Origin of the sequence: Pedobacter cryoconitis (assembly GCF_014207135.1) — a bacterium.
Lineage (GTDB): Bacteria > Bacteroidota > Bacteroidia > Sphingobacteriales > Sphingobacteriaceae > Pedobacter > Pedobacter cryoconitis_D.
On sequence record NZ_JACHCC010000005.1, the window covers coordinates 1 to 26,501 of the forward strand.

The 26,501-nt window shown below is 40.1% G+C and carries 22 protein-coding genes; 5 read left to right on the top strand and 17 right to left on the bottom strand.

Annotated features, from left to right (window positions below):
• Positions 1–156: 156 nt before the first annotated feature.
• The 8 genes from HDF25_RS09655 to HDF25_RS09690 form a co-directional block, all read right to left on the bottom strand.
• Positions 157–1,599 carry an amino acid permease gene (locus tag HDF25_RS09655; RefSeq protein WP_184624551.1) on the bottom strand — a complete coding sequence of 481 codons (1,443 nt, stop codon included), beginning with the start codon at positions 1,597–1,599 and terminating at the stop codon, positions 157–159.
• Between the two features lie 140 nt (positions 1,600–1,739).
• Positions 1,740–3,107 carry a RagB/SusD family nutrient uptake outer membrane protein gene (locus HDF25_RS09660; protein WP_184624552.1) on the bottom strand — a complete coding sequence of 456 codons (1,368 nt, stop codon included), beginning with the start codon at positions 3,105–3,107 and terminating at the stop codon, positions 1,740–1,742.
• A 9-nt stretch (positions 3,108–3,116) separates the two neighbouring features.
• Positions 3,117–6,269 (bottom strand): SusC/RagA family TonB-linked outer membrane protein, encoded by a 3,153-nt coding sequence (locus tag HDF25_RS09665; RefSeq protein ID WP_184624553.1) that lies wholly within the window; start codon positions 6,267–6,269, stop codon positions 3,117–3,119.
• Positions 6,270–6,449: 180 nt separating this feature from the next.
• Complete coding sequence (locus HDF25_RS09670; protein WP_184624554.1) at positions 6,450–8,267, bottom strand: serine hydrolase; 1,818 nt, start codon at positions 8,265–8,267, stop codon at positions 6,450–6,452.
• Between the two features lie 65 nt (positions 8,268–8,332).
• Positions 8,333–9,196 carry an alpha/beta hydrolase gene (locus HDF25_RS09675; RefSeq protein ID WP_184624555.1) on the bottom strand — a complete coding sequence of 288 codons (864 nt, stop codon included), beginning with the start codon at positions 9,194–9,196 and terminating at the stop codon, positions 8,333–8,335.
• 5 nt (positions 9,197–9,201) lie between these two features.
• On the bottom strand, positions 9,202–10,236 hold the full coding sequence (locus HDF25_RS09680) for an Atu2307/SP_0267 family LLM class monooxygenase (RefSeq protein WP_184624556.1): 1,035 nt from the start codon (positions 10,234–10,236) through the stop codon (positions 9,202–9,204).
• Positions 10,237–10,265: 29 nt separating this feature from the next.
• Entirely contained in the window at positions 10,266–10,580 is a 315-nt protein-coding gene (locus HDF25_RS09685) for a hypothetical protein (RefSeq protein ID WP_221450885.1), read from the bottom strand.
• Between the two features lie 55 nt (positions 10,581–10,635).
• Positions 10,636–11,211: a TetR/AcrR family transcriptional regulator gene (locus HDF25_RS09690; RefSeq protein WP_184624558.1), complete on the bottom strand. Its 576-nt coding sequence runs from the start codon at positions 11,209–11,211 to the stop codon at positions 10,636–10,638.
• A 131-nt stretch (positions 11,212–11,342) separates the two neighbouring features.
• On the opposite strand from HDF25_RS09690, the gene HDF25_RS09695 reads away from it, so the two are divergent.
• From HDF25_RS09695 to map, 3 genes are all read left to right on the top strand, one after another.
• Positions 11,343–11,879: a hypothetical protein gene (locus HDF25_RS09695; protein ID WP_184624559.1), complete on the top strand. Its 537-nt coding sequence runs from the start codon at positions 11,343–11,345 to the stop codon at positions 11,877–11,879.
• A 179-nt stretch (positions 11,880–12,058) separates the two neighbouring features.
• Entirely contained in the window at positions 12,059–12,973 is a 915-nt protein-coding gene (locus tag HDF25_RS09700) for a DMT family transporter (RefSeq protein ID WP_184624560.1), read from the top strand.
• Positions 12,974–13,040: 67 nt separating this feature from the next.
• Entirely contained in the window at positions 13,041–13,847 is an 807-nt protein-coding gene (gene map, locus HDF25_RS09705) for a type I methionyl aminopeptidase (RefSeq protein WP_184624561.1), read from the top strand.
• 43 nt (positions 13,848–13,890) lie between these two features.
• Here the strand turns inward: map and HDF25_RS09710 are convergent, their stop codons facing one another.
• Positions 13,891–14,811, bottom strand: coding sequence for a helix-turn-helix transcriptional regulator (locus HDF25_RS09710; RefSeq protein WP_184624562.1), 921 nt, complete (start codon positions 14,809–14,811; stop codon positions 13,891–13,893).
• Between the two features lie 91 nt (positions 14,812–14,902).
• Here HDF25_RS09710 and HDF25_RS09715 point away from each other — a divergent pair, with 91 nt between their 5' ends.
• Positions 14,903–15,787, top strand: coding sequence for an NmrA family NAD(P)-binding protein (locus tag HDF25_RS09715; RefSeq protein ID WP_184624563.1), 885 nt, complete (start codon positions 14,903–14,905; stop codon positions 15,785–15,787).
• A gap of 73 nt (positions 15,788–15,860) precedes the next feature.
• Here the strand turns inward: HDF25_RS09715 and HDF25_RS09720 are convergent, their stop codons facing one another.
• The 8 genes from HDF25_RS09720 to HDF25_RS09755 all read right to left on the bottom strand — a co-directional run bounded on the left by HDF25_RS09720 (position 15,861) and on the right by HDF25_RS09755 (position 25,819).
• Positions 15,861–17,543 (bottom strand): PNGase F N-terminal domain-containing protein, encoded by a 1,683-nt coding sequence (locus tag HDF25_RS09720; RefSeq protein ID WP_184624564.1) that lies wholly within the window; start codon positions 17,541–17,543, stop codon positions 15,861–15,863.
• A gap of 48 nt (positions 17,544–17,591) precedes the next feature.
• The gene (locus HDF25_RS09725; protein WP_184624565.1) at positions 17,592–18,800 is read right to left on the bottom strand and encodes an FAD-dependent monooxygenase; all 1,209 of its coding nucleotides are present in this window, start codon (positions 18,798–18,800) and stop codon (positions 17,592–17,594) included.
• Between the two features lie 314 nt (positions 18,801–19,114).
• A complete protein-coding gene (locus HDF25_RS09730; RefSeq protein ID WP_184624566.1) occupies positions 19,115–20,680 on the bottom strand; it encodes a M28 family peptidase in 1,566 nt (521 codons plus the stop codon).
• Positions 20,681–20,707: 27 nt separating this feature from the next.
• Entirely contained in the window at positions 20,708–21,226 is a 519-nt protein-coding gene (locus tag HDF25_RS09735; RefSeq protein ID WP_184624567.1) for a DUF2911 domain-containing protein, read from the bottom strand.
• Between the two features lie 294 nt (positions 21,227–21,520).
• Positions 21,521–22,360 carry an AraC family transcriptional regulator gene (locus HDF25_RS09740; RefSeq protein WP_184624568.1) on the bottom strand — a complete coding sequence of 280 codons (840 nt, stop codon included), beginning with the start codon at positions 22,358–22,360 and terminating at the stop codon, positions 21,521–21,523.
• Positions 22,361–22,406: 46 nt separating this feature from the next.
• Positions 22,407–24,872, bottom strand: a complete 2,466-nt coding sequence (locus HDF25_RS09745) for an outer membrane beta-barrel family protein (protein ID WP_184624569.1) — start codon at positions 24,870–24,872, stop codon at positions 22,407–22,409.
• Positions 24,873–24,946: 74 nt separating this feature from the next.
• On the bottom strand, positions 24,947–25,336 hold the full coding sequence (locus HDF25_RS09750; RefSeq protein WP_184624570.1) for a nuclear transport factor 2 family protein: 390 nt from the start codon (positions 25,334–25,336) through the stop codon (positions 24,947–24,949).
• 120 nt (positions 25,337–25,456) lie between these two features.
• On the bottom strand, positions 25,457–25,819 hold the full coding sequence (locus HDF25_RS09755; RefSeq protein WP_184624571.1) for a winged helix-turn-helix transcriptional regulator: 363 nt from the start codon (positions 25,817–25,819) through the stop codon (positions 25,457–25,459).
• Positions 25,820–25,971: 152 nt separating this feature from the next.
• On the opposite strand from HDF25_RS09755, the gene HDF25_RS09760 reads away from it, so the two are divergent.
• Entirely contained in the window at positions 25,972–26,499 is a 528-nt protein-coding gene (locus HDF25_RS09760) for an NAD(P)H-dependent oxidoreductase (protein WP_184624572.1), read from the top strand.
• Positions 26,500–26,501 lie beyond the last annotated feature (2 nt).

Sequence of the window (26,501 nt, forward strand, 5' to 3'; positions counted from 1 at the left end):
AATGTGGCGAGGTTCTGCCTCCTTTCCCTTTCTTGGGATGTTCGTTTTCTATACTCATTTTTCTGCTTTGAAAAACTTTCTTATGTAAACTCAGGGCAGGAATGGACAGACTTACCAAACTGTCTTATAGGTTAATCAAAAAAGTGAGTAAATCCCTTAAACAGCCGAATTCTTTTTCTTATTCCGCATCACCAGCAAATAACAAAGATACAACAGAACAAGCCATCCCGGGATCAGCTCTACAGGCATCTTCATACCAGTAATCCACATCATTACTAAAATTCCAACCAGAAAGACCAGGCAGATATAGTTTGACAAAGGATAAATAAAGGAAGGGAATTTGGTTTTAACCTGATCCTTTTGCTTCTGTTTTCTGAACTTCAAATGCGTAATACTAATCATCAGCCAGTTGATAATCAATGAGGATACCACCAGCGACATCAGGATCTCCAACGCCTTATCAGGTATCACTTTATTGATAATAATACAAATAGCTGCAAACAAACCAGACACCATGATGGCCATAATCGGCACATGATTTCTGTTTAATTTAGATAGAAAAGCAGGTGCATTACCTTGCTGGGCCAAACCAAAAAGCATCCGGCTATTGCTGTAAACACAACTGTTATAAACTGATAATGCTGCTGTCAGAACAATTACATTCAGCACATTGGCAATTACACTGGTAAAATAAACTGTCTTACCCAAAAGATTAAACTGAAAACCTTTCAGACTTTCAAAGACTGTTACAAAGGGACTGCTGTCTGTTGTAATATTTTTCCAGGGAGACAAGGCAAACAGGATAACCAACGCTCCTACATAAAAAATCAGGATACGGTAGATGACCTGGTTAGTTGCTTTTGGAATAGTCTTCTCCGGATTCTCAGCTTCTGCAGCAGTTATTCCGATTAACTCCAATCCACCAAAAGAAAACATAATCAATGCAATTGCAGCAAATAAACCCTGAAAGCCACCCTTCCCATCTGAGCTGAATAAACCCTTGGCAAAAAATCCACCGTCATTCCAGAGATTTTGTACACTTGCCTGTTCACCACCTGTTCCACTAACCAGTAAATAAATGCCAAAAAGAATCATTGCTATAATGGCCGCCACTTTAATGATAGAAAACCAGAATTCTACTTCACCGTAAACTTTAACAGAAGTCAGGTTGATGGCATTTATCGCCACGAAAAAGAAAAGACTCGATGTCCATAAAGGTATTGTAGGCCACCAGAAATGTACATATATCCCAATTGCGGTTAATTCGGACATACTAACCAGGATATAAAGTACCCAGTAATTCCATCCTGAGGCAAAACCGGCAAAAGTTCCCCAATATTTATAAGCAAAATGGCTGAAGCTTCCGGATACCGGTTCTTCAACAACCATTTCACCCAACTGACGCATAATAAAAAATGCAATAATGCCAGCCAGGGCATAACCTAAAATAACAGATGGTCCTGCCAGTACGGCTGCAGGACCTATCCCTAAAAATAAACCTGTTCCGATAGCACCGCCGAGTGCAATCAATTGGATATGTCTGTTTTGTAAACCTCTTTTGAGCTTTTGTCCCTCAGGTTTTTCGTTTACTTCTTTCAATGTTTATGCTGTTGATATAATGTTAAAATGAGTGTTTCAGGGTAAAGTACCTGTAAACATCCAAAATTTCAACAAAAGTGTAAAACTTATCTTCAATCAGCGATTAAAAGCTCAATTAATTTAGATTTTCCGACAAAAAATTAATATCCAGGATTCTGGGTCAGAGATGGATTATTCCTTCGCTCTGCATCCGGAATCGGGTACAGAAAATAATTCCGGTCAGCTTTACTCATCATTTCTGTCAGTGCAAGACCAGTTCTGCAGTAATCAAACCAGGCCTCTCCTTCAAACATCAGTTCAAGTCTTTTTTCATGCTGTACCGCAGTGATAAATGAATCCAGCGAGGTAAATGTGAGTTGAGCCGGTGTAACCAATCCTGCCCTGTCCCGTACTTTCCGGTAAGAGTCATAGGCAGCAGTACTCACAGTTCCTTCTACCCTGGCCTGGGCCTCTGCATGGATCAGGTATAACTCGGCCAGTCTGATCACAGGAAAATTCTGAACTGCCGGACTAAATATCCTGTATTTACCGATGTAAAATTTCGGGTCTTCGGGTGTATTCTGATAAACGGTAAACAGACGTCTTTTATCAGCAGAATCATATAAACCAGCTACATTGGCAGCCGAATAAAACAACATAGAAGGGCTTGGGTTACTAACCGAGGCCAATGCATTAGTTGCCTGTGCATCAAACTGCAGCTCAAAAACTGATTCTGAGGTGTTTTCTGTTTTCCATATAGAGGCAAAGTCATCCTGCAACGTATATCCTCCTGTGGAAATAACTTCAAGTGCTAATCTGGCTGCATCAGTATAATCTTTCGTCGTACTTCCATAATAGAGATATACTTTAGCCAGTAATGCTTTGGCTGCATTTCCGGTAGCCCTTCCTTTAGTCTCGGCATTGCTGCTGTAGCTATTGGGCAGATTGGCCGCATCTTTAAGATCTGAAATAATCTGCGTGTACAACTGGGCAACTGTATTGCGGGGAACTTTAAGATTGGTAGTCTCGCTGGTAGGCGTGATGATTAAAGGAACTTCGCCAAATGCCCTCACCAGTAAAAAATAATTTAATGCCCTTACAAACTCTCCCTCTCTGACCAGCTGAGCCTTTTTTTCAGGGCTTATGGCATTCTGCGGCATTGCATTTACATTGACAACTACATTATTAGCAGCATTAATAGCCGCGTAAGATGCATTCCAGATGTTCTGTACCCAGGGATTATCAATACGGACGGTATTTGATTTAAAATCAATATACTCCGGATAACTTGCCACATGATTGACATGCTGTGCCGAAAATTCCGGAACAATGACTACAGATTGTCCATAGGAATAAGAACTGAGTAAAGTTCTGTACATTCCCATTACAGCAGATTGTGCACCTTGTTCTGTAGTAAAAATATCTTCTGGGGTGATTTGTGAAATAGGCTCTTTATCTAAGAATTTTTTACAGGACGAAAAACTGATTAAAACAGTAGCTATTAAAATATATTTGGAAATTGTCTTCATGATCTTGGATTAGAAAGTTAAATTAACACCTGCAGTAAATATCCGGGGCTGTGGGTAGCTACCATAGTCGTAACCATAGATTAACCCCTGATTGGCACCCCCCTGATTAGAACTCACTTCAGGATCATACCCTCTGTATTTTGTGAATACGAATGCGTTTTGAACGGTAGTGTAAACACGTAAACTTCTTACTTTAAGCTTTTGCAGTACTTTATCACTGAAAGTATACCCAAGGGTAATGTTCCTCAATCTGAAGAAAGAACCATCTTCGACAAAACGATCAGAGATGGCAATATTATCCAGGCTACCAGGAGTCGGGCGTGGGATATCAGTAATATCTCCCGGATTTCTCCAGCGTCTGGTCCAGTCTGTAAAACCGTTACTGCTTTTGTTACTTCCGTCAAGACCAGAAGCCAGGTTATAATTAAACACGTCATTTCCATAAGAAAACTGCCCCATGATACTCAGGTCAAAGTTTTTGTACTGAAAGGTATTAGTAATTCCTCCATAAAAATCAGGATTGGGGTTACCTATAATCACACGGTCATTCGGATCGGTAGGTGGCCCGACACTCCCATCACGTTTCACATAATCAATCAGACCTGTCTGCGGATTCACACCTGACATTTTCCATCCGTAAAAAGTACCTAATGGTAAACCTTCCCTGGCGATATTCAGGTTTCCGACGCCACCTGCCAGCTCTCCTCCTGGTAAGGATACGACCTTATTTCTATTAAAGGACATGTTAAAGGAGGTATTCCATTTAAATTCTCCAACCAGATTCTGTGTAGTTAATTCAAATTCAAATCCTTTGTTCTGGATCTTACCTACATTGGTAAAACGGGTCTGATAACCTGAACTTCCGGGAATCGAAATCCCTACCAGAAGATCAGAGGTATTTTTAATATAATAATCTGCCAGTAAGGATATACGGTTATTCAGCAAACCAAGATCCAGTCCGAAATCCATTTGTTCGGTGGTCTCCCATTTCAGGTTCTTATCGCCGAGTACATTAGGCACATAACCAGTATTTCCGAGGTAGTTGTTATTACCGCTGTACAATGAATAACTGGCATAATTCGGAATATTCTGATTTCCGGTGATACCCCAGCTTGCCCTGAATTTAAGATTACTGATGATCTTGTAGCTTTTCATGAAATCTTCGTCCGAAGCCCGCCACGCTGCTCCAAAAGAAGGGAAAGTTCCATAACGGTTATTCGCTCCAAAACGGGAAGATCCATCAACCCTGAAATTTGCAGTTAAAAGATATTTCCCTTTATAATCGTAATTGACTCTCGAAAAGGCAGAAGCAATACTCCATTCTTCGGGAAAAGAGTTTGCCCCTGTCAGTGTACCGCCGGCAGAAATATTTTTGATATCATTATTGGGAAAATTAGAACGGCGTGCATCCACGAATTGAATCCGGGATTGTTGAACTGAAGCTCCTGCAAGCGCGTCTATATGATGATCGCCAAATGATCGCTGAAAGTTCAGCGTAGTTTCATTAATCCATAACTGGTCCCTGGTATTTCGTTGTGCCCCGATTCCCCCCTGCGCAGCAAATGACCGGATACCATTAGGCGGCATAAAGAATGTTTCATCAATATAACTCATATCAGCACCAAAATTTGTCTTTAAGGTCAGTTCCGGAATAATTTTATATTCGGCAGAGGCACTGGCCAGCATCCTGAATGTCTCTGAATGGTTAACAGGCAGTTGTAGCATAGCTACAGGATTTTCCCTGCTGGTATTTACCTGATCATAAGCATAACTGCCATCGGGATTGTAAACGGGGATATTGGGTGCTACAAAAATCCCGCTTTTAGTAGAACCTTCTTTTGAATTCTCTTCCTGTACCCGGTCATTCAATGCACGGGTCAGGTTAACCCTGGCAGAAAACCTTAATTTATCACTATGCTGATGATCCAGGTTCAGTCTTGCACTTAACCTGCTGAAATTTGAATTCTGAATCACACCACCTTGTTTCATATAACCGATGGAGGTATAGTATTGCGTTTTCTCTGATCCGCCCCTTGCTGATAGTTCATAACTGCAGGTCGGGGCTATTCTAAAAATCTCTTTCTGCCAGTCTGTATTGATCCCCGGGTTGGCCAGGATACCAGCGGGAACAGGTGTTGGCTGACCATTACCGTCCGGAAGATATTTATAATAATCCTTCATATAATCCTGGTACTGGGCCGTATTCATCAGTTTATATCTGCGTTCGTTAGGGACTTCGGAGAAACCTTCATAAGCGTTAAAACTAAATGTACTTAACCCTGGCTGTCCTTTTTTAGTTGTAATCAGCACAACTCCATTGGCAGCTCTTGCACCATAAATTGAGGAGGAAGCCGCATCCTTTAAAATTTCAACAGACTGCACATCTGACGGGTTAATCGAAGCCAGAATGTTAATTCCCTGGGTACCTCCGCCAAAGTTAAAGTCGCTTCCACCAGTAAAGTTCGTCGTGCTGTTCACAGGAATTCCATCAACCACATACAAAGGATCTGAACTGGCATTAATTGAAGTGGTTCCTCTAACCCGGATACTCAGACCTCCTCCGGGAGATCCGGATTTCTGCGTAACCTGAACCCCTCCGGCTTTTCCCTGTATGGCCTGAGATATGGTCGGCAAAACTTCGTTTTTAATCTGGTCTGCCTGAATACTTGACACTGAGCTCGTCAGTTTTGCCCGGTTGACAGTCCCATAGCCGGTAGCCACTACCTGAACTTCCTTTAGCGCTTTTGATGTAGTCTGAAGCAGTACATTGATCATCTTCCGGTTGTTCACAGGTTCTTCTTTAGGAGTGAATCCTATATAGGAAAACACCAGCGTGGCATCCGGAGCCGCTGCTATCTTATAATTCCCTCCGCTATTGGTGGTAGCCTTGGCAGCCCCCCCTTTTACAGTGATAATTACACCAGCTATCGGACCACCAGCATCCATCACTTTGCCAAGAATAGAATCCTGTACAGTTTTCACTTCTGGCGGAACGGCTTTGATTGAATCTTTTTTCACAGAATCTTTGCGGGTAGTATCCTGTTGAAATAGTACAGCCCTGTAACTGGATATGTCTTTCATTAAAGAAGAGGCATGAGCGAACTGGGTGGCAGACACCAGAACAAGCAGGAATACGAAGTACGGTAAAGGGTTTCTTTTCATCTGATATGAGCTATGATTTAAATATTGGGCTTGCAACAAACTGTGCAAAGCGCAACTATCCAACCATAAAATCAGAAAAATTTAAAGTATTAGTTTTAAGTAATTTACAGAAAAAGACTAATTATTAACTGTGGCATTTCTCAACAGCTTGTAGAAAGAAACAACATTCAGTAAAACATTTTATTGACCAGGATTATCCAATTGACGGAGCATTTTGGTCGCATTTTTATTATTCGGATTAAGTTTTAATGACCGCAGATAGTTTTCTTTTGCTAATATCTTATCACCAGCGTTCATATAACCTTCTCCTAAACTGTCATAAACATCAAAATTATCAGGAAAAAGCAGCGTATTGAGCCTGAATATAGCTATGGCTTCTTTAGATTTTTTCATTCTTAACAGCTGATACCCTATTTGGTTAAGATGGCCGGCATCAATAGCAGAATTACCGGAATTTATCTGCTGATAAGCGGATAAAGCTTTTTCAAACTGGCCATCCAGAACTAGTTCATAAGGCACCTTTTCACCTGTTTTAAGCTTCGGATTAAGATAATGAACTGAATCACTCTCCTCTAAAAAGACGATATGTCTGATATGATCTGAAGGGTTAACTACAAATTTAATTTTCGCATCCCAGTTACGTCTGGTAAAGGTATTATCTGCGATTTTGAATAATTCATCAGGTTCCTCAAAGTTCTTCTGAAAAAACAGTTTATCTCCCTGTGTGTACAATTTAATAACCTCATGTTTTTCAGCAAGGTACCGTCCCGTATCCTGTTGCATATCTATGGCGGTAATCTCCATTTTTTTATAAACAGGCAGTACACCCGGCCAGTTATAAGTATTGGCCACAGCACGTATCAATTCATTCACCAGCAGCGGCTGATTACCATTGGTCATCACCACAATGCCATACCCTTTATCTTTACTGCCGACAAACTGACTTGAAAAACCTTCATTCCATCCACCATGATTGAAATAGGAGTCGCCATCTTTTTGTCCAAGGAAAATACCTAAACCCTCATATTTTTCAATCAAAGGACTGGTCATCTGATCCGCCATCTCTTTTGAAATTATTTTACTACTCTTTCCCTTTAAAGTAAGTTGTATGTCAATGATAAAACGGGCCAGGTCTTCAGCAGTTGTCCAGAGTCCGGCAGGTGCCATTTCCGGGTAGGTATGTCTTTTACCAGGTACTTCAGAACCATCAGGAAGATATCCGGTTGCGGCCCATTTTAATTTACTATCCGGTAATGGCTGGCTATAAGTACTATGGGTCATTCCAAGAGGCTGCAAGACCAGTTCATTCATAATCTCCGGATAGCTTTTACCTTCTATGTCCATCAACATCTGCTGTAAGATCACATAACCACCTCCTGCATAACGAAAGCTTCCTCCAGGTATTTTATCAACTCTGATGGGAGGAGAATTGGCAGGAGCTTCTCCATTGAGTACCTGCAATAAAGTAGGTACCTGATCTGAAACCTTATACCCTAAAAACCCTCCGACAGTCACACCGGCACTATGGCTCAGGAGATATTTCAGAGATACTTTTTTATCCTTATTAAATTCATTTTCGGGAACTTTCCAGGATTTAAGATACAAATTCACATCCTGATCAAGACTGAGTTTTCCTCTTTCCACTTCTTTTAATGCAGCATAGGAACTCACAGCTTTACTAATCGAAGCTGCCTGAAAAAGTGTTTCATTGGTAACCGGTAACCGGCTTGTACGATCCATGATCCCATAGCTTTTTACCCAGGCAATTTTAGAATCTTTAACCACAGCAATACTCAGCCCTGGCACTCCATAGTGTTTCATCCTTCCCTCAATAGTCCAGACCGAATCTCCTTCAAAACGAACAGGAGGAACCAATCCCGATTCTACTTTTTTTAATTGTGATTGCGTATCGCTGTCTGATTGCGCAAACAAACGCCCACCGCTTACCAGGTTAGCCAGCAGAAAAATAAAAATCACAGCGTGCCTCATTATTTTCATCAGAATGATATTTTTATATCTAAATGACGCTTGCTTTCAGGAAAAGGTTGCATGATTAAAGATAATTAATTTACCGCACAAGTATATTCTGTAGCAAATCTCATGATCCATCTGATAATTAAAGATTTCATTTCTTCCGTATAGTCAAATTTCCCACCAAACATATTCACTCCTTTGATTCCCCAGGCATGATCTCCTTGTGGAAAAACATGTAAAGCCGCAGGAATATCATATTGTTTTAGGGCCTGATAATATAAAGTACTGTTAACCGGATTCACTACCGTATCATCATCACTTACCAGGATTAATGTCGCCGGTGTATTTGGCAGGACTTGCGACTCACAAGAATATTTTTCTATAGTTTCCGGTGAAGGGTTATCTCCAAGCAAGTTTTTCCTTGTATCAGACTGAGTCTGCCTGCCCATAGAAATCACGGGATAAAACAGGATGGAGAAATCGGGACGGTTACTCAACCCCACTTCCGAAAACAGCGTAGAAGCTAATGCGGCAAGATGGCCACCAGCTGAAAAACCGGTTACGCCAATTTTGTTTTCATTGATCCCTAAGCTGGCAGCATTTCCACGTACGTAACTTATAGCTTTCTGTAAATCATCGAGAGGGATCTCTTTGTTTCCATTTGGCATTCTGTATTTTAATACAATACCAGTTATCCCGATTGATGATAGCCAAATTGCAAAATCATGCCCCTGGCTGGTGATGGCCAAACCCGCGTAGGCTCCCCCAGGGCAGATCACTGTAGCAATTCCTGTATTCAAACTGCTATCAGGAGAATAAATTATCAATTCTGTTTCAGTCACATTAGTGAGCTCTAAAACTCCATCCGGATCTGAGATCTGGTGTCCCGTTAATCCACTTTGCGTAGGAAATTTTCCCTCCCAAAGATTTATAGTTTTTATATTTTTCATCATTATTTTTAAGATAAGGCCTTCCGAACTTCCGGGGCTATTTTAGTTCCATACAATTCAATGGATTTCATCAGGTGACTGTGTGATGGAGCACCCACATCCATATGCGCCGAAAACCGGGTGATCCCAAATAGCTCATGTGCATATAAGATCTTATCTATAATCTCTTCCGCACCGCCCACAAACATGGCTCCTTCTCTGGACCGTCCAAAATCGTATTGCTGCCGCTGAAACGGGAACCAGCCCCTGGTTCTCCCGATCCTGTCCATTTGTGCAGCATAAAGCGGATAATAATATTCACTTACCACTTTAGCATCTTCGCCAAATAAAGCATGTGAAAACATCCCCACCCGAAACCGGGACCTATCGTGCCCATATTGCTGATAAGTTTCTTTGTATAGTTCGTAAAGTGATTGAAAACGTTGCAATGGTGTTCCGGCTACAATTGCAAAAACCAGTGGCAGACCTAAACGTCCGGCGCGAATTACTGATTCGGGTGTTCCCCCCGCAGCAATCCATACAGTTAGATTGTCATTTACAGCTCTTGGAAATATCTTCTGATCCGCCAGAGGTGCTCTGAACTGACCTTTCCAGGTGATCTGTTGCTCACTATTAATTTTTAGCAATAAATTCAATTTCTCTTCGAACAAAGCATTATAATCATGTAAATTATAGCCAAATAGCGGAAACGATTCTGTAAAACTTCCTCTTCCTGCCATCAATTCCGCCCTGCCACCAGAAAGCAAATCAACCATAGCAAAATTCTGATACAGTTTGACAGGATCCGATGAACTTAAAACCGTAACTGAACTGCTTAATTTTATATTTTTTGTGATCGTTGATGCCGCCGCCAGCACAATTTCCGGACTTGATACTGCATATTCTTCCCGGTGATGCTCTCCTATTCCAAAGATGTCCAGACCAACTTCATCAGCAAGCCTGATTTCTTCCATTAATTCTTTCAGACGTTGTTCTGCGGATTGCATTTTTCCTGTCAGCGGATCGACATGTATATCGCCAAACAGACTGATTCCTAACTCCATATTGTAATTGTTTTATATTTTAGATGATACTATTTTTCCGCTTTCTCCTGCCAGACCTGCAGGTAATCATAAGTGCTATAAGCTTCCGTGTCAAAAGCTCCCCAGGCGCCTCTTTCTATCGCAAGATTAACTTCACGGAGCCTGCTGACTGCAAACCTAAGCGTAACCACATGCCCCAGCCCTATCAGTACTTTCCAGCTCAGCACTTCGACATCTTCCGGAGGAAAAATCTTCCAGAATGCATTATTAGCTAAAATTGTGGAGATAACATCCAGATTTTTATCCTGCTGATGCTTCAGCAAATAGGTAAGTTCCATGCTATTGTTCTGCTCATTGTTATTCATTGTGATTATCATTATTAATAATAGAACGATCATTCTACTATAGGGTAAAAAAAAGCTATTTCAAGCTTTCAATATTTTGTTTTGCCATCTGTTCAACCATTTCTCTGTCATCAAACAAGGCCTGCATCTGCCATAATCCTGCAAAACTGCCCACCATAAACTGCGCAGCCCTTTTAGCATCTTTTTTTAAAGAGATCTCTCCAGCCTGCTGTCCTTTAATGATCAGGTCTTCGAAAATAAAAATAAGTCTCTGGGTTAGCTGTTTCAATAATTCGCGGACTCCGGGATCAAGAGGGGCGACTTCAAAAGATGACTTAACCACCATACATACTTTTTTCTCTTCAAATGACCGGGCTATAGCTTTGTAAACAATAAGTTCGATAGCTTTTAGCGGTGATTCCTCACCAAGAGCAGCCAGTTTATACTCACTGTAGGTTTCCAGTGCATAACTCTGCAGGCTCTCAGTAAATAGCTTATACTTATCCCCGTAGGTATCGTACATACTCCTGCGGTTTACCTGCATTTCACTTACCAGATCCTGCATAGAAGTGACATGATACCCTTTTTCCCAAAATAGATCCCGGGCTTTCACTAATTTTTCGGTAGGGTCAAACTCTTTGCTACGTGCCATAATGGTACAAAGATATATAATTAGAACGATTGTTCTAATTAATTTTAACTTATTTTACTACTAGGAGTGAATGAGTAATAAAAACCATCATTATTTAAGCTAATTTGGCAGATCTCAACAACTGTTGCAAAATGACCCCTCTCGAAAAATTCAAAGAAGATTATAATTCTAAAGCTTTCTTTATCCGGGATTTAAATATCAAAGAGGTAAAGGAAGTAGCCTCTTCCTCTTATCTGGATCAACTATCAGAACCGACAGTTGTTACTTTGGTTTACCGGGAACAATTTCTGATTTGTGCACTTATCCTTTTAGCAATCACACTCTATTATTTCAGGTCGTCATTATACTTCTTCCCTCTCATTCCACTCCTCTATATTATTTATCCTGTAAGAGCGCTATTACGAAAGAAAAAAATGCCACAGATTAGTGTATATGCTGACCGGGAAAAGTTTGTCTTCCAGAATGAAAGTTATCTGTGGGCTGATATAGTAAAAGGATACATCATGGTTAAACAACAGGGACGCGGCAGTTCCGAAAGCTTTTTGTTACTGGAAGATCTGAATGGTACTATAAAAAGTATAGAAATTAATGAACTAGGGATAAGTTATCAGAAATTAGCTGCAATTGTATATTATTACACCTATAAAAAAGAAGTTCACTTCAATTGATTTTACGACCCGCATAAATATTTAAAAACCTGCTTTTTCAACTATAAAAATTCAGGGCCTCTCTGTATCTTTATCACATCGAACCGGCAGCAATTTCTCTGCCGGCGAACCTATCACATATCGTCAAATCTTTCCGGACATTGGAGGTAGATCACAATAACGAAGGAAGATTTATTGTTATGAATGCGAAAATCAAAGGTTATTTCTGGGCCTGTATATCATCGGCCACATTTGGGCTCATCCCTCTGTTTGCTTTACCTTTAGTACAAAAAGGACTATCTCACGATACTGTTTTATGCTATCGTTTTGCCTGTGCATCTCTATTCATCTCCTTATGGATGCTGTTCAAAAAACAATCTTTTGCCGTTGAGAAAAAGGAACTCAGCCTGTTGATTGTTCTTGGAATATTATATGCTATCTCGGCCCAATGTCTGTTTATAAGTTATGATTATCTGGGCGTAGGTACAGCTTCGACGATTCTATTCCTTTATCCTGTATTTGTTGCAGTTCTGATGGCTGTTTTTTTCAAGGAAAGGATAAATGCGATAACAGCAGCGGCGATACTGATTGCTTTTTTGGGTGTTTCCCTTCTTTATAAAAGTGAAAACGGCATTACGCTAAATCCAATGGGGATCGCTACCATTTTGTTCGCAGCATTTTGTTATGCCGTCTATATTGTTGTGGTCAACAAATCGAAGATCCAGTTGATGTCAGGCTATAAGCTAACCTTTTATGCAACAGCAATTAGCGCTACTTTCTTCTTCGTCAAAGCACAAATAACTGGTGGGTTAGCACCGATACCAGATGCCACTGCCGTGGCTGATTTGATTTTACTAGCTCTTTTTGCTACAGCATTATCCTGTCTGGCGATGATATTCGCAGTACAGTATATCGGCTCTACAGCCACGGCTATATTAGGAGCTCTCGAGCCGGTAGTTGCGGTCGCCGTAGGTATCCTGGTGTTTAAAGAAGCGATCACCAGAAATCTTGTCTTAGGGATCTTATTGATTCTCAGTGCCGTTTTATTAATCATCCTTTCCGATTATTTACATCAAAAACTCAGCAAAAAAGAACCTGAAAAAATTAACTGTTAATATATTTCCCAAAACTCTTCATAAAACTACTTTTACTATAACCAGGTACTTACTATCTTTGTAAACTATGATTATTTATAAAACTGAAGATGAAATAAAATTGATGCAGATCAGTGCGTTGCTTGTCAGTGCGACTATTGCAGAAATTGCTAAAATACTTAAACCGGGATTAACAACTTTACAACTGGACAAAATCGCCGGCGAATTTATTGCTGATCATCAGGCAACACCTTCTTTTTTAAACTTTCACGGTTACCCTTACAATATTACCACTTCGGTAAATGACGCAGTAGTACATGGTTTCCCAAATGATGTTCCACTTCGGGACGGCGATATCATTTCGGTAGATGTAGGCGCTTATAAAAATGGATTTCATGGAGATCATGCTTATACCTTTATTATCGGTGAAGTTGATCAGGTCATCCTGAAACTTGTCCGTGTAACCAAAGAATCCTTATACGAAGGAATTAAACAGGCTGTTGTCGGAAAACGTGTAGGAGATATTGCCAATGCCATCCAGGTTCACACGGAAAAAGAAGGTTATGGCGTTGTCAAAGAACTGGTAGGACATGGTCTTGGCAGAGATATGCATGAAGATCCTCAGGTACCAAATTATGGTAGAAAAGGAACTGGTGTCATGTTGAAGGAGAATATGACCCTGGCTATTGAACCTATGATTAATATGGGTAGCAGACATATCTTCACCGAAGAAGACGGATGGACGGTTAAAACTGAAGATGGTCAGCCTTCTGTTCACTTTGAACATGATGTGTGTGTTAAAAAAGGTCAGGCATTAATCTTGTCGGATTATGCACCAATCGAAAAAGCAGAAAAAGCAAATAAGGAACTCAACTCTTCTTATTACGAATTATAATAATCCTCATCGGATTATATAAAAGCCCTGTTTGACAGGGCTTTTATATTTTAATCGCTTTTGGTAAAACTCCAAACTTCCTTTTAAACGCCGAGCTGAAATGTTGAGGATAGCTGTAACCAATCCGTTCTGAAACCTCATTGACGTTTAAACCTTCATCCTGCAAAAGTCTTTTCGCTTCCAACATCCGCAGGTCACGTAAATAACCGAATACCGTATGATTAAACAACTCTTTAAACCCAGCCTTAAGTTTTGTTTGATTTATTCCCGCTTCCCTGGCTAAATCTACAATGGATAAATCAGCGAAATAATTCAGGTCGAGGTATTCTTTAACAGCATACAGACAGTCAATATCATACCTTTTCAATTTCGATTCTCTTTTGTTCAAACGATCCAGCTGGCTGACCTGTGCTAAAAACAGCTGAACAGCTTTTGATTCAAGATATATCCCCTTCAGGTCGCCAGTATATGGGGCATGTTCCATACTATATATAATCTCATACATTTCGGGGAGCATGTCAGCAACATGATTGGAACGCCGGTGAAAATTCATTAAGAAATCGCTTTCTTCGGTCACCAGATTATTAAAAAACCGATCGGAAATACTCAATTCAAAAAAGGTCCTGGGATGTTTCTGCGTCGGAGCTATCGATAAATCATAACTTCCTGCCATTTGCTGATAGACCATAAACTGCTTTTCTCTCAGTGACTCACGCTGCGCCTCCACGACCGAATCAGACAGTTGAAAATGAGAAACGATAGCTGGTTTATCAGATTGAATGGTTAATATCCTTTGCGTTGGATTCGTATAACTTCCCCAGCATAATTCAATTTGCCTGAATGTAACCTCTTCCAGAAACATCGAATATCCTGAATCATCCTGGAAAATATATTTATTCTTCATTAATGAACTGACCTCTTTTGATTTCAGGTCATTTGCTGTTGCTTGAATAGTTATACGCATCACATTTCTTTTTGCGTTGTTTTGACTTCCTTATGCGTTAGAAGACAGGGCTTAACCTCTCTAAATTTGCTGTTGTAAAAGTAGTTATAATATGACAAAATCAGGAAATATTACAGTTTTCGGAGCAACCGGAAATATAGGTATTGAATTACTGCACCATTTATCAAAAGCACAGCTGAGTACTGTTGCTGTAACAAGGGATATCAATAAGGCAAAACCAATGGACAATGTCCGGTGGATAGAGGCAGACATTACTGATCAGGCTTCCTTACAAAATGTGTTAAAACATGGTGGGACAGTATTTCTGCTTTCAGGACATGGGCCGGCATTTGTTCAGCAGCAAAAGAACGTTATTGAAGTTGCCGCAGCCTATGGTGTGCATCATCTGGTCAAATTATCATCGGGTGCTGTAGCTCAGGATTCACCCTTTTATATTCCGGATTCCTTTATCGGAAAAGCACATGGCGAAGTGGAACAATTCCTTAAATCTTCAGGATTAAACTGGACCATACTACAGCCTAACGCTTTCATGCAGAACTGGCTTGGAGATCTGGCAGTCACGGTAAAACAGGAGCATAAAATCTATGAAGCAACTGCTGAAGGCAAAAGAGCATATATCGATCTGAGAGATATTAGTGAGGTCGCGTTTAAAGTATTGACTGAACCTGAAAAACATGCCGGTAAAACTTACCTGCTTACAGGTCAGGAAGCTGTAAATTTCTATGATGTAGCAGAAATCATCAGCGAGGTCACCGGAAAAGAAACCGGGTTTACTGCATTGAGTATCGCAGGTGCGAGAGAAAGACTGGAGAAAAAAGGTCTGCCACTTATAGCCATACAATCTATACTTGCTTACGCAGAGGCCCAGAGGGAAGGAAAGACAGCTTATGTAAGTGATGCTGTTTCAACTATTCTTAAAAGACCGGCGAGATCTGTTCAGTCATTTGTCGAAGATCATCTTGCCTATTTCAGATAATCAGTTATAATTGGGTGTGATTTAAACAACCCCTTCTTTAAGGTTTTAGAGAGGGGGCTGTTTTAACTTTGATCTACTCCCTTTCTCCGATCAGTACACCGGATACATTCCATGCACTGAAACTCGTTCCTTCAGGTTTACCCTGGGGTATAGCTACTTTTAAAATATGTTTTCCAGCACTCAGCTCTGGCAGAGGAATTTCTACAGGCAGGGTAATCGTCCCCGGACACCAGTTAGAGCGGCTCAGATCAGAAGAAGATAAACCATTGCCAAAATTGCCAGAAGCAGGGTTTAACATCCGGTAAGTAGCACAGTCTTCTCTCCAGGGAATAAAATTATACACCCGTTTACCATCTACGAAAATTTCATTCTGTCTGGGTACAAATTCATCCCCATTCTCCCATCCCCCATGTCCGGTTGTCAGATATCTTAAACGGAGGTTTTTAACTCCGGCAGGTACAGTAACAGAAACAGTAAGCGAATCTTTATCAAACATTGTGGCGTACTCCTGTCCTGCCATTTCCATTAAGTTGGTGGTATTGAAAGCTGGCATGAGCCAGGTGTTCTTCAGTTTTTTGTCTTCCCCCTCCTCTGCTGGATAGTATTTCAGGTACAAACTGGCCTTATGACCGCCTTTGTCATAATTACCAATAAAAACACCAATCCATACCTCGCCTTGCAGCGCTGGTAATAAAGCAGTGATGTCTTGTTTATAAACTACAGAATCTGCCCAGTTATATCCCTTTATTTTCGCCTGTGCATTAAAATGTCCAACTCCGAAAGAAGTAAAAAACCGCATTAGCTCCAAAGGTGGTAAATACTGGTCTGTAGCTGTTACCCCCTGATATTTCTTACCATTTTTAGCTTCATATACCGGAAGTACCTGTAAGCCATTCTGAAGGGCTTTCAGGAAAGATATATTTTTATCTACCGGAATCATAAAGACAGAGCCTGTACGGTCATAAGCGTCACCATTGGAGTGCTGTACCAGTTCAGCGAAAAGGTTTTGTCCCGCTGCTGCTGCCGGAAGTTTTACTTTTTTAAGGATAACAGTCCCTCCCGCGAAATGATAAGTAACATTGGATTGCTCACCTGCAGGGTTTTCAATCTTTTTACCAAAAGAGATCTGCTCATCGTTAAAAATCTGTATAGTGGAATACCTGCTCTCAATAACCTGGCGCTGATAGGCTGGTTCATCCAGTAAAACTCCCCATTGTGCTGGCCAGGCGAGTTCGGCAGGGTTAATTTTGCGGTAATCAATTTTGGTAGCTATGGTTTCAGAATTCCCATTGCGGATTACTTTTAGAATCAGCCCCAGGTCGGGACCAATCGAAATGGCAGGTGTACCTTTAATTTTTAAATCATTATTATACCATACCTCAATAGTATTGGAACGGATAAACAGTTTTGCCTTTTTACAGGCAATACCACAGATGGTATCTATGCCGGGGAGTAATTCGGCTTTAATGTACTCTGAAAATGGTTTCTTAAGGGTATATAAAGTACCTTTACTATGGAGTACCTGACAGGTTACTCCTTCTTTAAATTCCAGAAACTGTTCTTCAGTCTGTTTATCCTGACGGACCAGGTGAGCCTGCGTCCCGACAGTAAATAGTTTTAGCTCTCCACCAGTAGCTTTCCCATTACTACGAAACTTATAAGTCACAACTGCCTGGGAAAGATCAGCATTCTTCTTTTGTGCAAATAATGAGGAACTCATTAAAAGCAACATATATCCGGTTATTAAGGTTTTCATTGGAGGTAAAGTTAAGCATAGAGACATTAATTAACAGATTAGCGTAAACTAAATATCAAGTTCTATCGCATTTGCTGCATAATCAACCTTTTGCTGTAGTTTACCTACGAAAGCCATCACTATTTTTTTTCTCCAGGGCATATACTTCATCGCCCGCAGGAATAAATTCTGCATAAAAATCGCTGTTTTTGTTTTAGCAATCATCTGATCGAGCACAGTCAGCCCCAACTCCTGGTTTATCCTGATATACTCACTCATTTTTCTGCTGTAATTCTCAAAAGCCTCCTGATAACTGGCACATTTAGCTAATTCACAAGCCAATACATAAGCTCCTACCATTGCCAGACTGGTACCTTGTCCTGAAGCCGGAGAAGGACAATATCCTGCATCTCCGAGTAAAACGGTTCTTCCCTTGAAAAGCTCCGGGGCGTGAATCTGACTGATCGCATCAAAATAAAAATCCGGGCTCCCTGGCATCGCTTTCAGAATAGCAGGAAGCTCCCACTCCTCATTTTTAAAATTTTCAGTCAGGATTTCCTGCTGTTTTCCGATATCTCTGGAATCATGATTTTGACCTGAAAAAAGAAGCAATGCCTTTGAGGGCTCATCTTTATGGATATTAAACACATTAACTACTTTTCCCGGGCTCTGCAATCCAATTTCTTCCTGGTCGAGCTTTAATGCATTGGGAATGGAGAAAATGGAAATATAATAACCAAGATGTTTAACAAACTCCTCCTCTTTAGCGAAGACCAGTTTTCTGACATTAGACCTCAGTCCGTCGGCCGCTACCAATAAATCAAAATTGCGCACTTCTCCATTCTGGAAACAAACTTTAACTCCATCGGTTTCTTCTTCAACTGTTTTAATGGAATGATCAAAGAGGTATTCTACATGATCTTGAGTCTGTTCGTATAAGATCTCCGAGAGATCTCCACGGAGTATTTCTATATCGCGCTCCTGCCTCATCCCAAATTCATCAGGATCAAAACTTGCAATTACATTTCCTTTTTTATTGATAAGCTGGGATTGCCGGATCCTTACAGCCTTTTGACGGATAAGATCTGAAATACCCATACGCTCTGCTACAGTAACGGCTACTCCTCTAATATCCACCCTGTAACCACCTTTACGAAGCTCTGGGGCATGCTCTATGATAGTGACCTTAAAGCCATATTTGTTGAGCCAAAAGGCTAATGCCGGCCCGGCAATACTGGCTCCAGAAATGAGTACGTGTTTACAGTTATGATTATCCATGGAAATGAATTCAAATATCAGCGAATTTAAGTACCACCGAAGGACATTCATCTAATCAAAGCGCAAACACCACATTAAACTCGGTCAAACGGATATTTTTAAGGGTGAATATCCTTGTATCCAAATAAAGTACTAGTTAGGATGTGGTCGGCTACCGTTGGGGTAGTGTTCGAGATGAGGCCAACATGAGGCCAACATTACCCCACGTTGAGGCCACCTTTTACTTAGGAAAAACGTGGCCTCACCATACACGCGGGATACCCTGAATATGGACTCATCCAGAACAGTACTACTATTTAACCAGAATAGTACAGCTACTTTTCATTCCTGTCAACCGGCAATCTTTCGTAACGGTTGGTAATCGACCATGCGTCATAAAAAACAAGTTTCATTCTCTTTGCCATCAATTCATAGTTAATCTTATCTGCTGTATCAGAAGGTTGATGATAGTCTGCATGGATACCATCGAAAAAGAAGATAATGGGGATCCTGTTTTTGGCAAAATTATAATGATCAGAACGGTAATAGATCTTCTCGGCATCGTTCGGGGCATTGTATTTATAATCGAGGTTAAGGTTGACATAAGCCTTATTGTTTCCTTCATTGACAAGACGTAATACAGAGCTCAGTTTATCATCACCAATAATATAAAGATAATTGGGATCATTTTCATGAAGTGGATCTATTCGTCCGATCATATCGGTATTTAAATCGGCAATCGTATTCACCAAAGGATATACGGGATGTGTTGTATAATAGTCTGAACCCCATAAACCTTCTTCTTCTCCCGAAACATTCATAAAAAGTACACTGCGGCGCGGCCCATGACCAGCTGCTTTAGCTGCTGCGAACTCCCTGGCCATTTCCAATACGGCAACAGTACCCGAACCATTATCATCAGCTCCGTAAAATATTTTTCCGTTACGTACACCTAAATGATCATAGTGAGCAGATATGATGAGTAATTCATCTTTTCTATCAGTCCCTGGCAAATAGGCCATCACATTACTGGCCTGTATATTTTTGTGGCTGACTTGCTGTGAGGTAAACAAGGAAATCAACGCATGAAAACCGGCAGGATGTATTTTTCCTGCTGATCCTACCAACCTGTCGTAATTGCTTCCTGCTATTACTTTTGCCATTTCCTTAGAAATTATATAGACATTCATGGAAATACTGTCTTTAGCATCTGGCACCAGCCTGATCGGGCTGATGAATTTATTCTTCCAGATAAAATTCGTATCTATAATGAACAACACTTTAGCTTCCAGCTTTGCTGCAGCCTGCGCTTTCAGTTTCACTCCGGCACTTAAGCTACTCCAGCGGGACGGACGTTTGGTATGGGTAAATAAATATGTCTTATCCTCCATTTGCGGCTCACCTGTCAGTACAAGAAGAGCCTTGCCTTTTGCAACAACATCTTTCAAATCATTGTAGGCAGAATCAGAAATGCCATAACCACCCCAAACAACCTCTAAATCGGATTGAATTGTTCCATTACTATTTATTGATGCAGGCAGCGTATAATCCTCACCGTATTTAAACGCCTTTCCGTTTATTTGCAAAGTACTTTCTGCAACGCTGTCTTTGATCAGCGGATAATATTGAAAATAACTACCGTTATTACCGGGTTGTAAGCCAATCTGTTTATAGTAGTCTGCAATAAAGCCTGCTGCCCTTGCTTGTCCCGGAGTACCTGTTTCACGGCCTTCCATTTCTGCACCTGCAATAATGGACAGGTTCTTTTTCAGGTTTTCTGTTTTAATATCGTCAGCAAACTTAACCGCTTCTTTATACGCCACCTGGGCATCAACCGAAGCGAGCCCCAGGAAGTAAAAAACAAAACAGGTGATGGCTTTCATCTTCAAGATTTTGATCATTGTTACAAGAATTTACAACCAGCGGATTTATTTAATAGAAACAGGTACAGATAGATTTTCCCAATCCAATAAGAAACCACCAGAGGTGATATGATACACTAACATTTCCTGTTTCATAGCTGCTTTCTTTGGTTTTACAGTTACACGTAACTGATCCTTTGACTGGTCATATTTGAAAGCACCCCACTGTATGGGAACATTATTGAATACAGCTATCCACTGATCATTTTCCTTCGGGATCAGAAAGAAAGCATATTTCCCAGCAGGTAACAATTTCCCTTGTACCTTGATATCTCTGGTAGTTTCAAAAGTAGTAGCCTCATTAGCACCTGCCCGCCATACAGAATCATAAGGAACTAGTCCTCCCCATATCTTACGGTCCTTCACTGAAGGGCTACTGTAATGAATCGTGATAGTTGCTTTTTTAATCATCCCTGTTGCTGTTTCGGGCGGGCTTACCCTTGGCTTTTTGTTTTGAGCAAATGCTCCGGTCGAGATTACCGTTACCATTAAAGACAGGAACAGGATATTTCTGATTTTTTTCATAAAAAATTATTTACTGGTGTTACAAAATGTCTTTATTTCTGTGCTAAAGACCATAACAAAAGTAAACGGCAGCCTTTCGCCGCCGTTGTATAATTCTTCACTTATTCTGTACTTTTCTGAATGATGGAGTTAGAAGATTACAAGCCCATGAAAGAATAAGTTAGCCGTTTACGAAAAAACTATTTCACTTGGGCAGATGGCCTTTTTCCTGAAAAAATTGAAAAAGTTGTTCACCAGAGAAAGCTATGATTCAATAAACTTAAAATCTTACTTCGATAATTCCGCGATTGTCCCTTACGCGAACTTCTTTCTATACTCGGACGGGCTTACTCCTTTATGTTTTTTAAAAGCCCTGTTCAGATGGCTTTCATCAGTAAAATTAAGTTCAAAAGCAATCTCGTTAATCCGCATATCGCTATTTAAAAGTCTGGACTCGATCAATCTTAATTTGTAGTTGGAGATGTACTGTTGTAAGGTTTCTCCTGTCTGTTTCTTAAAATAACGGCCTAAATAACTCAGGGAAATACCTAATTGATTACCCATCTTTTCTACTCTTAATTTTTCCTGTTCAAATATATTCTCCTGGATATAATGCAAAATATCCAATACCGCCTCTCCGGTACTTTCTTTGACATTTTTAGGCAGCTTAAGGGCAATATTCCTGGCTACGATAAGTATTAGTGTATTTACAATCTGCTGGATGATTTTGTTACAATAGATCTGTCCGTAAGTATTTTCCTTATCAATACAGTCTACCAAAGAGGCTACAACTGGCTTATCTGCTGCATTTTTTAAAATACACCCGGGCCTGTGACTGGCATTCTGGAGTATATTTTCCATATGTTGTATCCAGTCATTGTCTTTATTGGCTTTAGGCTTGATATAAACATCATTGAAGTTTAAAAAGAAAAATGAAGTTTCCTTCTCTATTTTAAATGAATAGCTATCCGCAGGTGTAATTAAAAACATGTTCCCCTTACGATAGTTAAAATGGTGTTTGTTCATAAACTGAACACCCGTTCCGTCTATGATATAGATGAGCTTGAAAAAGTTATTTTTATAAACTGATGTAGGAAACACTTCCAGTTTCCTGAAATCAATCTCGAAGGGATCATATAAATATTCTCTGGCCATAGTACTTAAAGTTACAGATAAAACGTCAACACAGTTTAAATTTGTATTAGTTCTCCTGATGTTCAGTACTATGCTCTATTTTCTTTGCTTTAAAAATATCTTTTCCAAAGTTATAGGTAAGGCTGACGCTTGCTCTTGCCCGGATAGTCCTCCTTTCAAAATCAAGTAACACATCATTACTTGTTCTTGTAAAGCTCCACTTTCGGGTATTCAAAATATCCCGTCCGTTGATTGTAATAAATGCTTTGTTTTTAAGGATGCTGATTTTTGTTCCGGCATCAATGCCATAAATTGCATGGTTGCTGTCCTGAGCTATCACATTGGCCGCCTGATAATCTCCCCGCAGCTGAAGAGAGATATTCTTTGTGATCAGGAAATTATTGGTGAGGTTGACATTCCAGCTAAACCCGCTGCTTTTAGCAATCCCATAGACTGGTGCGGCATCCGTTTTATTCTCGTACAGGTTTGTATTCAACGTAAAATCCCATCCCTTTATGAATCTGAAACGACCGATAATTTCAAGACCTCCTGTATAAGCATGTGGGATATTCTCAGAGATAGTCGTAATAATCCCGTTTACCGGCCCGGTTTCAAGGTGCTGAATAAAGTCATTGGTTATACGATAGTAAAGACTTGAAGTAAGATTTACTTTGCTCCAGTTCCTGCTATATCCGAATTCAAATGCATGAATATCCTGAGGTAAGATATTGGGATTACCCACATCGTAGTTGACAGGATCGGAAATATCAGGAATAGGGCTATAATTACGGGGACTTGGACGGGTAACCCTTCTTGCATAATTGAATTGCAGCTGCTGATCACCCCCTAGTTTTTGTATAAGGGTTACGCTCGGATATAACCTGGTATTGATTACTTTGACCGGAAGGGTATATGGAACCGCGGTGGTATCATATCCTTTGACATTACCCTTTAATATAGCATCCTCCCCTCTTAGTCCAATCTGGTAACTAAAATTATTTATTTGGTTCTGGTAATTGACATACAGCGCATGAATCTGATCTTTACTATAAAAAAGGTTACTCAAGGTATAGTATTCATCATAATTCCCAGTCGTGTTATTGAGGTTATAAACCAGTTGATTCCGGTTATCAGTACGGATCTGACTACGATAACCCACATCCAGATTTCCTGTTCCTATAGGTAATACATAATCGGTTTGTATGTTGTAATAACTATTACTGTTATCACTGAGCGGACGAAGAACACCTGTAACAAGCTCATCGGGCTGATTAGCGCCGATATTCCGGGTATTGGAATCAAAGCTTTGGACGCTATTACCTGTTCCATGTGCATAGCCGATACTTACCGTTAATTCTTCCTTCGGCTTATTGAATGTTTTGACGAAATCAATATTGAGATTATAAGTAGTTCCCTTGCTATCTGTGAGGTTTTTACTATTGATAGTTTGAATAACCGAATGATCAGCAGCAGATTGGTTTATGCTTAAGGTTTCATCTTTATTCAGTCTGTTTGAATTAAAACCTCCCGAAAAACTCAATTGGGTTTTAGGATTGATAAAATAATCAACACCTGCCTTAACATTGTGTATCTTATTAATCGTAACAGACGGAAACGTTTCATCCGAATAAACAACAGGCCCCTCCGGGTTCAGAAACTGAATAACCTGCCTTCCGTTACTCCATGTATCGCTTCGTTGAAAATCATAATTGGTGTAAACGTTTACCTTACTGTTTTCAAAGCTTAAGTTAAGGCCTCCGTTGTAATTACCCCTCGTACCGGCAGATCCATTGACTGAACCATTAAATCCCAGTCTTTTATTCTTTTTCAGGATGATATTAATAATCCCTGAGTCTCCCTCTGCATCATATTTAGCTGAAGGGTTCGTAATAACTTCAATGCTTTCTATAGAACTCGCCGGTAAGGACTGAAGTATTTGTGTGATATCCCCACCTGCAATCAGGGAGGGCTTACCGTCTATTAAAACGTGTACATTGGCAGAACCTCTCAGGTTTACTTTACCACCCCCGTCTACGATTATAGTTGGTATATTTTGCAACAGATCTGTCGCGGTTCCTCCTTTACTGACCAGGCTTTGCTCTACCAGAAATTTCTTCTTCGTGATCCCTATCTGCTCATTGCTTCCGGTAGCTGTAATCGCGACTTCTTTTAGCATGCTACTCTCGGAGGCATTCATTTTGATATCACCTAAATTTATAGTCCGGTTGCCAGCTGAAATGATTAAACTATCCTTAACAAAAGTTTTATAACCTACATAACCCACTTTAAAAAGTAGTAGGCCATCGGGCAGATTATCTAAAGTAAATGCACCATTAGTATCTGACAAAGCTTCTTTCAGAACGGCATTTGTTTTTTTATCCAGAACCACTACTGTAGCAGACTGCAGACTTTCCAGTGTCCTGGCATCTTTCAGCCGGCCATTTATTCTGCCGTTATTTTGTGCATAAGAGCTTGAGCTTAATCCCAGAAAAAATAAGATTATAGCGATTGATTGAATTGCAGTAGATTTCATAAGGACAAAAATATACAGGCACAGAGGCTCATAACCTGTACATTTTTTCACTTAATCAGTACATTTAAAAAGGTTTAATGTGCAGAGCCTAAATCCCGGCTCGCGGCATCCCCCGAAATCAGATGTGTCAGCTCATCACAATAATATACCTTTCCATTATTAATTCTGAATTCAGCAATTACCTGGATAACTGAAGATGATCCATCTTTCATTAATGCCTCGACTACATGATTGGAGAATACAATTTCCCCTTCTGTGATAACTGACCTGAAATCAACATGAATCGATTGTGTCCTTTCTTTCAACAGTTTCATATGTTGAATAAACTCTTCCAGACCCATGGTCTTCCCATCAACATGCTGAATATAAGAAGTGTCAAATAGCTGGCGCAAAAAAGCCTCATCAAACTCAGCAGTCCCAAATATCTTTTTGAAACCTTCGGTAATAAAAATTTTGTTATCCATTTTTTGAACAGGGTTTATTTTCTATTGCAAAGTAAAGCAGGATAAAATGATAAAAAATGGCATTATGAGGGGAGTGCTTGGACGATCCGAGGTAAAAGATATTTACTTCTGTTTTTAAATCTATATCTCTGAATCTTTTCCTTCCAATATAACTTTCAGCTGAGAGGCAAACCCCATACCCCATTGATCTACCGCCGAAATTAAAGGCAGGAGCGACTCTCCCGATGGGGTAAGAAAATACTCTACTCTTAAAGGTACTTCCGGATAAATTGTTTTACTCAGGAGTCCATGCAACTCCAGTTCACTTAACTGTTTCTGCAATACCCGTTTAGTAATCCCATTGATCGCATTGACCAGATCTCTGGGACGTTTTATCCCCTTCGAAATCTCATCAAGTAAACAAAATTTCCATTTAGAACCTACTACTTCCATAGCAACACTTAACCCGCATTCATAATCAATTGGAATCTTTCGCTGATACATACCCTTAATAATTTTATTCTTAAAGGTATAAAAGTATACAATCGGACAGTTTAAAGCATGGTGAATAATTTATCACCAGATGATTAATTGAACACGTATTGACCAGCCCGGCTGCATAATTCATATTTGTGCCGACAAATGAAAAGCAATAAATGAAAACTTTAGTAATTATTATTCATCCCGATCTTGAAAACTCTGTCATTAACAAACGATGGATTGAAGAATTAAAAAAATACCCGGAAAAGTATGAATTACATGATCTGCATAATTTGTACCCGGATAAAATCAATATTGAACAAGAACAGCAGTTGATAGAGAATCATGATAAGATTATATTTCAATTCCCCTTTTATTGGTTTAATTGCCCGCCGCTTTTCAAAGAATGGCTGGACGTTGTATTAACTTACGGATGGGCATATGGTTCGACCAGCCCCTATAAGCTGGCCAATAAAAAAATCGCATTAGGCATTACAGCAGGTATCAATGAAGAAGATTACACCGCTTCAGGGCGCTACAAATATACCATGGAACATTTGACTGCCCCTTTTGAGCTGACTTTCGACTATGTAAAGGCCGATTATAAATCATTCTTTACTTTTTATGGAGCAGAACACAATGCCCGGACAGAAAGAATAGAAAAAAGTGCTAAGGATTATATCTCCTTCATAGAAACTATATAGTC

Coding starts and splice junctions, on each gene's coding strand:
- HDF25_RS09695 (WP_184624559.1), top strand. CDS start 11,343: ATGACCCCTCTCGAAAAATTCAAAGAAGATTATAATTCTAAAGCTTTC.
- HDF25_RS09680 (WP_184624556.1), bottom strand. CDS start 10,236: ATGGAGTTAGGAATCAGTCTGTTTGGCGATATACATGTCGATCCGCTG.
- HDF25_RS09690 (WP_184624558.1), bottom strand. CDS start 11,211: ATGGCACGTAGCAAAGAGTTTGACCCTACCGAAAAATTAGTGAAAGCC.
- HDF25_RS09665 (WP_184624553.1), bottom strand. CDS start 6,269: ATGAAAAGAAACCCTTTACCGTACTTCGTATTCCTGCTTGTTCTGGTG.
- HDF25_RS09670 (WP_184624554.1), bottom strand. CDS start 8,267: ATGAAAATAATGAGGCACGCTGTGATTTTTATTTTTCTGCTGGCTAAC.
- HDF25_RS09660 (WP_184624552.1), bottom strand. CDS start 3,107: ATGAAGACAATTTCCAAATATATTTTAATAGCTACTGTTTTAATCAGT.
- HDF25_RS09730 (WP_184624566.1), bottom strand. CDS start 20,680: ATGATCAAAATCTTGAAGATGAAAGCCATCACCTGTTTTGTTTTTTAC.
- HDF25_RS09710 (WP_184624562.1), bottom strand. CDS start 14,811: ATGCGTATAACTATTCAAGCAACAGCAAATGACCTGAAATCAAAAGAG.
- HDF25_RS09675 (WP_184624555.1), bottom strand. CDS start 9,196: ATGATGAAAAATATAAAAACTATAAATCTTTGGGAGGGAAAATTTCCT.
- HDF25_RS09740 (WP_184624568.1), bottom strand. CDS start 22,360: ATGGCCAGAGAATATTTATATGATCCCTTCGAGATTGATTTCAGGAAA.
- HDF25_RS09685 (WP_221450885.1), bottom strand. CDS start 10,580: ATGAATAACAATGAGCAGAACAATAGCATGGAACTTACCTATTTGCTG.
- HDF25_RS09720 (WP_184624564.1), bottom strand. CDS start 17,543: ATGAAAACCTTAATAACCGGATATATGTTGCTTTTAATGAGTTCCTCA.
- HDF25_RS09745 (WP_184624569.1), bottom strand. CDS start 24,872: ATGAAATCTACTGCAATTCAATCAATCGCTATAATCTTATTTTTTCTG.
- HDF25_RS09725 (WP_184624565.1), bottom strand. CDS start 18,800: ATGGATAATCATAACTGTAAACACGTACTCATTTCTGGAGCCAGTATT.
- HDF25_RS09760 (WP_184624572.1), top strand. CDS start 25,972: ATGAAAACTTTAGTAATTATTATTCATCCCGATCTTGAAAACTCTGTC.
- HDF25_RS09750 (WP_184624570.1), bottom strand. CDS start 25,336: ATGGATAACAAAATTTTTATTACCGAAGGTTTCAAAAAGATATTTGGG.
- HDF25_RS09700 (WP_184624560.1), top strand. CDS start 12,059: ATGAATGCGAAAATCAAAGGTTATTTCTGGGCCTGTATATCATCGGCC.
- map (WP_184624561.1), top strand. CDS start 13,041: ATGATTATTTATAAAACTGAAGATGAAATAAAATTGATGCAGATCAGT.
- HDF25_RS09715 (WP_184624563.1), top strand. CDS start 14,903: ATGACAAAATCAGGAAATATTACAGTTTTCGGAGCAACCGGAAATATA.
- HDF25_RS09755 (WP_184624571.1), bottom strand. CDS start 25,819: ATGTATCAGCGAAAGATTCCAATTGATTATGAATGCGGGTTAAGTGTT.
- HDF25_RS09735 (WP_184624567.1), bottom strand. CDS start 21,226: ATGAAAAAAATCAGAAATATCCTGTTCCTGTCTTTAATGGTAACGGTA.